Origin of the sequence: Streptomyces aurantiacus JA 4570, assembly GCF_000414115.1 — a bacterium.
In the GTDB taxonomy this organism is placed as follows: Bacteria; Actinomycetota; Actinomycetes; order Streptomycetales; family Streptomycetaceae; genus Streptomyces; species Streptomyces aurantiacus_A.
In genome coordinates, this window is record NZ_AOPZ01000186.1 from 27,343 (window position 1) to 35,364 (window position 8,022).

Sequence of the window (8,022 nt, forward strand, 5' to 3'; positions counted from 1 at the left end):
CGGGATCCGCGAGAGGCACGTGACGCGGCCGCGTTGGTCGAGCTGATGCGGCGGCTCAAAGAACAATCGGGCCTCACCTACCGGCAGTTGGAGGAACGTGCTGCCGAGCGTGGCGAGGCGTTGGCGCGGAGCACCTTGGCCGACGTCATGCGCCGGGACGCCCTGCCCCGCCCGGAGGTGCTGGCCGCGTTCGTCCGTGCTTGCGCGGGCGGTCACGAAGTCGACACGTGGCTGAAGGCCAGGGACCGCATCGCCGCCGGAGAGTATCCGCGCTCCGACACCGCTGCCCCCGTCCGAGTCGCGTCCCTCCTCCGGCGCACCCGCCTCACGGCGGTGGTCGCGGCTCTCGTGCTGACGGCGTGCGCCTGGCTACTGGCAGCCGACGACGCACAGGAGCGCCCGGCAGGCGGCGTAGTGCCGGGCTCGGGACAGAAGCCCCTGCTGCTGTCCGAGGAATGCCCCAGGGTGCTGATCAAAGGGCAGCACCATCCGTGTGTCCAGGAACTGCAGAGGCAGCTGCGGCGTCATGGACTCGACCTTCCCGCGGACGCTGTCTTCGGCCCCTACACGAAGATGCGGGTTGCCGCCTTCCAGACGTTTGCCGGGCTGTCGGTGACTGCGATGGGTGATGAAGCCACAAAAAAGGCGCTCTACGAGAAACACCCGGAGATCGATGTGTGGTCACCGGAACGGGTTGAGCGCCGGCTGCGCGAAGTATTCCCGGAACAGCCCGACACCGCGGTCCGTCTCGTGCGCTGCATGACGCAACTCGATCCCCTCTGGATCTGGGGCAACTCCGACGGCAGCCGGCAGTGGGGCCTGTTCCAGTTCTCGGACCTGGAACTGATGGAGCTCCGTGTCGCTCCGGTGACCGCTCTGGGCCCCGAATGGAGCATCCAGCGGGGCCGCGCCCTGTGGGAGCGCACGAAGGACTTCAGCCATTGGTCCTGCAAGTCCCAGGTCACGACCGCGGAAAAGCGAAGCTGACCGCCCCTTCGGCCATCGGCATGAGCAGTCCGTTCCGGGTAACTCGCGCGGCATGGTGCGGACATGGAGACGGCATGGAAGGCACGACGGGCACGACGCGGCCGGTCGGGAGGCGGAGAGCGGGCGGGGGACCGGCGCCGGGCCGGACGAGCAGGTGGCGCAGCGGGCGCCGGACGCCCCGACCGACCTGCCCAAACGCTCCTGGGGGGCGGTGCTGAAAGGCACGCTCAAGGAGTTCCAGAAGGACGAGCTGACCGACCGGGCCGCGGCCCTGACCTATTACGGGATCCTGGCGCTGTTCCCGGCGCTGCTCGCCCTCACTTCGCTGCTCGGGATCGTCGGCCGGTCGGCGGCGCAGGACGTGCTGGACAACATTCAGCAGCTCACTCCGGGCGCGGCGCGGGACGTGCTCCGCAACGCGGTGCAGCAGATGCAGGGCAACGCCGGGCTCGGGTCGATCATGGCGATCGTCGGTCTGGCGCTCGCCGTGTGGTCGGCGTCCGGCTATGTCGCCGCGTTCATCCGCAGCGCGAACGCCGTCTACGACGTCCCCGAGGGCCGTCCGGTGTGGAAGGTGCTGCCGGTGCGGCTCGGTGTGACCGTGGTCCTGATGGTCCTCGCCGTGATCAGCGCGCTGATCGTCGTGTTCACCGGCGGCCTGGCCCGCCAGGCCGGTACCGCGCTGGGCATCGGGGACACGTTCTTGACGGTCTGGTCCGTGGCGAAGTGGCCGGTACTGATCCTTCTGGTCACGGCCATGATCGCGATCCTGTACTGGGCGACACCGAACGTGAAGGTCCGCGGCTTCCGCTGGATCACACCCGGCAGCTTCCTCGCCCTGCTGATCTGGATGATCGCCTCGGCCGGGTTCGCGCTGTACGTGGCGAACTTCGGCTCGTACAACAAGACCTACGGCGCTCTCGCCGGCGTGATCATTTTCCTGGTGTGGCTGTGGATCACGAATCTGGCGATCCTGCTCGGCTTGGAGTTCGACGCCGAGTTGAACCGCCAGCGCGCCATCGCGGGCGGCCATCCGGCAGGGGCCGAGCCGTACGTCGAACCGCGTGACACCCGCAAGTGGGACGACGAGGACCGCCGCCGTCTCGATTAACGGGCCGAGAAGACCCAGAAGAACCGAGAAGACCGAGAAGAGCCGAGAAGACCCAGAAGACCCAGAAGACAGGAAGACGGAGGTGATCGCTGTGTCGAGCACGCAGCAGCATGCCACCGGAGGCGACCGGGACATCCGTTCGGGCCAGGAGCCGGTGAGTGAGCTGGTGCAGCGGGCCTCACAGCAGCTGACCGAGCTGGTGCGAGGGGAACTGAGGCTGGCACAGGCGGAGATGAAGGAGAAGGGCAAGCGTTACGGCAAGGGCGGCGGCCTGTTCGGCGGCGCCGGCGTCGTCGGCTTCCTGATGCTCCAGGCGCTGGTCGCGACCGCGATCGCCGCCCTGGCGGTGCCGTTGCCGGTGTGGGCCGCGGCGCTGATCGTCACCGCCGTACTGGGCGTGATCGCCGCGGTGATGGCGATGACGGGCAAGAAGCAGGTCTCCCGGGCCCAGCCGGCCGCGCCCCAGCAGACCATCGACAGCGTCAAGGCCGACGTGGCCGAAATCAAGGAGAGTGCCCAGCGATGAACCAGTCGCCACACGACGAGCCCACCGCCGCCGGCCCCGAGGAACTGCGCGAGCAGGTCGAGCACACCCGGCACGAACTCGGGAAGACGGTCCAGGAGCTCGCGGCCAGGACCGACGTCAAGACCCGGGTCAAGGAAAAGGCCGCTCAAGTGAAGGAGCAGACGACGGCCAAGGCCGGCGAGGTCAAGGCCAAGGCCGCCGACGTCGCGCACCAGATGCAGGACAACCTGCCCGACCCGGTGAAGGACAAGGCGGCCCACGCTGCCGAACAGACCCGGGCCAAGGCCGCCCGGGCCGGGCACCTGTGGGAGGAAAAGGCACCCGAGCAGGTACGGCAGCAGACGGCCCGCAGCGTCCAGCTGGCCCGGGACAACCGCACCGCGCTGCTTGCGGCGGCCGGCGCGGGAGCCGTCGCGCTGTGGCTGGTCTGCCACCGCAGGAAGGGATGAGCCGGATGTAGGCGTCGAAGGTGGCCCACAAGCCGGTCGGTCCTCAGTACCTGGGCGGTCGCGAAGTTGTGCGTCGTCGCATTAGTGATTTGCCCCACTGGAAACTACGCTCGTTGGTGGGTTCGGCAGTGAGCCCGCCTACCGCTCCCCGCCGCATCGGTCGGGGAGTGGTGGACCCTCCTCACAGGCCGGCAGGGCGCGAACCGCTTGTTCTTCGCGGCGCAGTGTCAACTGGCGTTCCAGCTCACTGCGCAGAGTGGGGTCGAGCTCGGCGGTGCGCCCCCAGGTCACCAGCTGTTCGGCGACGAGGCGCAGCTTCGTGTTGGTGCGCATGGAGACCTCTCGCAGCACGTCCCACGCCTCTTCAGGGGTCAGCCCGCCTACGGCGATGACGACCCCCATGGCCTGATCGACCGTTGCGTGCGAGTGCACGGCGTGGCGCAGCTGCGCCACTTCCTCTCGTAGCGCCTGCACCTCGGCCGAGCCCGAGGTGTCCTGGGGCTCGGGCCCGACACGGGACGCGGCGAACTGCATACGTGCCTCCGATCGGACAGAGCGGGCGTCCTTTCTCAGGTTCCTTGCCGCAGGAATCCAATGCAACCCCCGCTTGAGGCTGGTTGACGTGAACCCCCGTGTCTTGTTGACCCCACGGCTACTTGCTCCGCTGCGCGGCGGCGGTCAGTAGGGCGACGCCGAGTTCTGCTTCGCCCAGTTCCTCTCGGCGTCGGAGTTCCCCGGGGGCGGCGCGATTCCGTTGATCATCCAGAGGTCCTCGCTGGTCTCGTCGGCGTGGAACTCCCAGTGCAGCCCCGCGTGTTGTGCGAGGTGGGGCTGCACTATGTCCTTGATCCACTGGGCGGTCCGGCGGCGGGCCTCCCGGTCGGGGTTGCGCCGGGCGATGTGGTCGATGGTGATGCGGACCCCGGCCGGGGCGGATTCCCCGCCGACGTAGAAGTCCTCGGGCCGGGTTTCGTGGAACAGCGTGACCACGTAGAACCGCGGCAGCCCGACCTTTTCGTAATGGTCGGCGATGCGGGAGGCGAGCCGGTGTTTGTCGTCGGCGGTGAAGATGCCGGGAGTGTGATGAATTGTCCACAGTGGCATGGCGGTTCGGTGCTCCTTGGATGTTCGGTGGTCCTTGGATGAGGGATGGGATGTCAGCCGGCGGCTGAGAAGGCCAGACGCTCCACGGGGCCGGAAAGCGCTGCTTTGACGGAGACGGTGACGTTGTCGGCGAGGACTTCCGTGTCCCCGGCTTCGAGGCCGTCGATGATCCGCGCGGCGATCTCGGCGGGCGTGGCCTTGGGCCGTTCCATGGCGGCGACCATGTCGGTGTCGATGAACCCGGCGTGCACGCCGACGACCTGGGTGTTCTGGGGCGCCAATTCGAGCCGGAGCGAGTTCGTGAGGGACCACGCCGCGGCCTTGGATGCCCCGTAGGCGCCGCTGCCCGCCAGCCAGGACAGCACGGAATGCATGTTGACGAGCGCGCCCCCGTTGTTGGCGGCGAGGATCGGCGCGAACGCCCGCGCCACCCGCAGCGGCCCGAAGACGTTGACGTCGAAGGTCTCGGCGGCGTTCTCGACGTCGCCTGTCAGCAGTGCGGCCGGCAGCAGCACGCCGGCGTTGTTGAACACGATCTCGGCATCGGCGGCGACCTCCGCGAGGGCGGCTACCGACTCCGCCGAGCGAACCTCGAGCTCGGCGGTGACCACCTCCGGACGGTCGTCGACGTACGCCGAGCGCGCGGTGGCGTACACCTTTCGCGCCCCGCGCGCCAGCAACTCGTCCACCAGCGCCGCGCCGAGCCCGCGCCGGCCGCCCGTCACCACAGCCACCTTGCCCGTTACTGCAACCACTGCACCCCTCCATCTGGATAACGCCGTCGTTAGTGAGATCGAAGCATGCTGCTCTGGCTAACGCAAGCGTTATTCAAGTGGGCTAGCATGGGGGGATGGCGATGGAGTTCGAGGAGCGGCTGCGTGACCGGGACGCCTGGTCGATCGGCGACGGGTGCTCGGCGGAGCGGGTGCTGGGCCTGCTGAGCACCAAGACGGTGTTCCTGGTGGTCCGCGAGTGCTTCTACGGCACAGCCAGGTTCGAGGACTTCGTGGCGCGGATCGGGACCTCCGCGCCCGCGGTGTCACGGGCGCTCAAGCAGTTGGAGTCCGCACGGGTCGTCGTGCGCGTTCCCTATCAGGAACCGGGCAGGCGGGCCCGCGACGAGTACCGCCTGACCGAGGCCGGCGAGGACTTGCTGCCGGTGTTCCTGTCGCTGATGCAGTGGGGTGACAAGCACCTGCAGGACGGCCGCCCGCCCCTGTCGTTCGTCGAGTCCGGCACCGGCCGGGCGGTGCGGGCCCGCGTGACCGCCGACCCGGCGCCGGAGGCGGCGTCCGACGACATCGAGATCCGGCTCAACCCCGCCTGGCAGCGCGGGCACTGAGGTTTTCGATCAGCTCGGCGTCGCGTCCGCCACCGGCCACCGCTGCGCAGACCGCGAACGCCGGCGGCAGAGGCGCGTATCGGTGGGATGACCGATGTGCGGGGGGCAGGGGCGTGGCCATAGTCCTCGGGAGATCGTTTGCGGGCTGCCGTGAGGCGCCCGGTTCTTGAAAGGACCTTCTGTGGACGCGTATGCGGATCTGGTGTTTGTCGGCGGCCGGGTGGTCACGGTCGACGCGGAGTTCTCCGTCGCCTCGGCCCTGGCGGTGACCGGCGGGGTGATCAGTGCCGTCGGCGGGCGGGACGACGTCGCGCCGCTCGTCGGACCGGGCACCCGCGTCGTCGACCTGCGCGGGGCGACCCTGCTTCCCGGTATCAACGATTCCCATCTGCACGGATGCGCCTTCGGCATGGCGACGCCGCCGCTCTCCCTCGACCTCGGCCACCCCGCCGTGTCCTCGCTCGCGGACGTGGCCGAGGCGGTACGGGGGGCCGTCGGGCGGGTTCCGGACGGGCAGTGGATCACGGGGCACGGCTGGGACACCGGTTACCTCGACGAGTGCGCCGCTGATCCGTCGCGGCTGCCCTCGCGGCACGACCTCGACGCCGCGAGCCCGGACCACCCCGTCGTCCTGTACTCCTTCTCCGGGCACGCGACCTGGGTCAACTCCAAGGCCCTGGAGCTCATCGGGATCGACCGGCACACCGTCGCGCCGCCCGGCGGGGCCATCGTCGTGGACGACGCCGGAGAGCCGACCGGGCTGCTCCACGAGGGGGCCCAGGCCCTCGTCCAGAACGCGCTGCCGCCGCTCAGCCGGCAGGAGCGCACCGACGCGATCAGGTCGACCCTCGCCGCCCTCGCCCGGCTCGGCGTGACCAGCTACACCGAGCCCGGCCTCGGCCCCGGCGGCGACGGCATCATGCGGGGCGCGCTCGGCGCGGAGACCCTCGACGTCTACCGCGAACTGCTGGCCGACGGCCGGCTGACCGCCCGCCTGGGCGTCCTGCTCCTGCCCACCGGAATGGCGAGCACCGCCGAGGAGTTCGCCGACTCCCTCACCGGCATCGGCGTGTCCGGCGCCTCCGGTGACGCCGATCCGCGCCGTCTCGTGATCCACGGCGTCAAGATCTTCGCCGACGGCATCGTCCCCAACAAGACGGCCTGGATGCACGAGCCGTACGTCGGCGGAGGCTGCGGCTCCCTGTGCGTCGGCGGTGAGACCGACGCCGAGCGGATCGCCGAGATCGACGCCATGATCCGGCACGCGCACGTCGCCGGGTACCAGCTGGGCGTCCACGTCACCGGCGACCGGGCCTGCGACACCGTCGCGGACTCCTTCGCCGCCGCCGTGGCCGAACATCCGCGGCAGGACGCCCGCCACTACGTCATCCACGGCGACCTCCTCACCGCGCACAGCATGAAGGTCCTTGCCGCGCACGGCTTCGGCGTCAACATGAACCCCACCATCAAGTGGACCGTGGCCGACATGGAGGAGGACTTCGTCGGCTCCGAACGGGCCGCGTACGCCTGGCCCTACCGCGATGCCATCGACGCCGGTGTGCGGGTCGCGAGCGGGTCCGACGCCCCCGTCACGTACCCGGACTGGCGCCAGGGCGTGGCCACCATGGTGCTGCGCGAGTCGAAGGCCACCGGCCGCGTCAGCGGTCCCGAGCAGCGCATCGCACTGGCCGAGGCGCTCCGTACGTACACCATCGAGGCGGCCTGGCAGGACTTCGCCGACGACTGGAAGGGCTCCCTGGAGCCGGGCAAGGTCGCCGACCTGTGCGTGCTCGACGGGGACCTGCTCGCCGCCGACCCGCACGACATCCCCCGGATGCCGGTCGTCCTCACGGTCATGGACGGGCAGATCGTGCACGACACCCTGCGCGATTGACGTATTCCAGACACATGATCATCCTTGGGGGATGGCAGCGGAGCGGAGCACGGCGGACATACTGGACGCGGCCGTCCACGTCCGGCAGGCCGCCCGTAGCGCCACGACCGGCGCGAGCGGCGTCGACGCGGTCCTGACGGCCCTGTCGGACGTGATGGACTACGACCACGCCTCCCTGACCCGGTGGGATCCGCTGCGCCGGCGCCACACCACCCTGGCCGGGAGCTACCCGGACGACGTCACGGCCTACATCGAGACCCGACTCCACCAGGACCCGGTGTTCCCGGTGCTGCGCAGCCCGGACCGGGGCGGACTCTGGCTCGCGGACGTCCCTGCGCCCCTCCTGGCCGCGTCCCCGGGCTTCCAGGAGGGGCTGCGGCCTCTCGGCATCGAGGACGGCGTCGCCCAGTGCTTGTTCGCCGCCGACGGCCGCTACGTCGGCATGCTGAACGTCAGCACCCGCCGACCGCGGCGCGCGCCCGATCCGGCGCGCGCCGTGGTCACCCTGCTCACCGAGGCCCTCGCCGCGGCCGTCGACCCGCGCGAGGGCCGGCCGCCGAAGGAGAGCGCCGCGGCGGCCCGGCCCGCCGCGGGCGCGCGGCCCGGGGG

General features: G+C 70.2%; 10 protein-coding genes. 7 read left to right on the plus strand and 3 right to left on the minus strand.

Features of this window, described 5'->3' with window-relative positions:
- Positions 1-33 precede the first annotated feature (33 nt).
- The 4 genes from STRAU_RS39080 to STRAU_RS19125 all read left to right on the plus strand — a co-directional run bounded on the left by STRAU_RS39080 (position 34) and on the right by STRAU_RS19125 (position 3,073).
- Complete coding sequence (locus STRAU_RS39080; protein WP_158692094.1) at positions 34-987, plus strand: peptidoglycan-binding domain-containing protein; 954 nt, start codon at positions 34-36, stop codon at positions 985-987.
- A 52-nt stretch (positions 988-1,039) separates the two neighbouring features.
- Positions 1,040-2,098 carry a YihY/virulence factor BrkB family protein gene (locus STRAU_RS19115; RefSeq protein ID WP_016642012.1) on the plus strand — a complete coding sequence of 353 codons (1,059 nt, stop codon included), beginning with the start codon at positions 1,040-1,042 and terminating at the stop codon, positions 2,096-2,098.
- A gap of 154 nt (positions 2,099-2,252) precedes the next feature.
- Positions 2,253-2,624 (plus strand): phage holin family protein, encoded by a 372-nt coding sequence (locus STRAU_RS19120; RefSeq protein ID WP_037660413.1) that lies wholly within the window; start codon positions 2,253-2,255, stop codon positions 2,622-2,624.
- On the plus strand, positions 2,621-3,073 hold the full coding sequence (locus STRAU_RS19125) for a DUF3618 domain-containing protein (protein ID WP_016642014.1): 453 nt from the start codon (positions 2,621-2,623) through the stop codon (positions 3,071-3,073). Before STRAU_RS19120 ends, STRAU_RS19125 begins: the two co-directional genes overlap by 4 nt.
- Positions 3,074-3,211: 138 nt before the next feature.
- On the opposite strand, the gene STRAU_RS19130 is transcribed toward STRAU_RS19125, so the two are convergent.
- From STRAU_RS19130 to STRAU_RS19140, 3 genes are all read right to left on the minus strand, one after another.
- Positions 3,212-3,607 carry an ANTAR domain-containing protein gene (locus tag STRAU_RS19130; RefSeq protein ID WP_016642015.1) on the minus strand — a complete coding sequence of 132 codons (396 nt, stop codon included), beginning with the start codon at positions 3,605-3,607 and terminating at the stop codon, positions 3,212-3,214.
- A 144-nt stretch (positions 3,608-3,751) separates the two neighbouring features.
- Complete coding sequence (locus STRAU_RS19135; protein ID WP_016642017.1) at positions 3,752-4,177, minus strand: tautomerase family protein; 426 nt, start codon at positions 4,175-4,177, stop codon at positions 3,752-3,754.
- Positions 4,178-4,230: 53 nt separating this feature from the next.
- The gene (locus tag STRAU_RS19140) at positions 4,231-4,932 is read right to left on the minus strand and encodes an SDR family oxidoreductase (protein WP_037660391.1); all 702 of its coding nucleotides are present in this window, start codon (positions 4,930-4,932) and stop codon (positions 4,231-4,233) included.
- A 95-nt stretch (positions 4,933-5,027) separates the two neighbouring features.
- Here STRAU_RS19140 and STRAU_RS19145 point away from each other — a divergent pair, with 95 nt between their 5' ends.
- The 3 genes from STRAU_RS19145 to STRAU_RS19155 form a co-directional block, all read left to right on the plus strand.
- Entirely contained in the window at positions 5,028-5,519 is a 492-nt protein-coding gene (locus STRAU_RS19145; protein WP_016642018.1) for a winged helix-turn-helix transcriptional regulator, read from the plus strand.
- Between the two features lie 181 nt (positions 5,520-5,700).
- Complete coding sequence (locus STRAU_RS19150) at positions 5,701-7,413, plus strand: amidohydrolase (protein ID WP_016642019.1); 1,713 nt, start codon at positions 5,701-5,703, stop codon at positions 7,411-7,413.
- A 31-nt stretch (positions 7,414-7,444) separates the two neighbouring features.
- Positions 7,445-8,022: autoinducer binding domain-containing protein (locus STRAU_RS19155; RefSeq protein ID WP_037660395.1), on the plus strand; the 578-nt coding region annotated here is incomplete at its 3' end.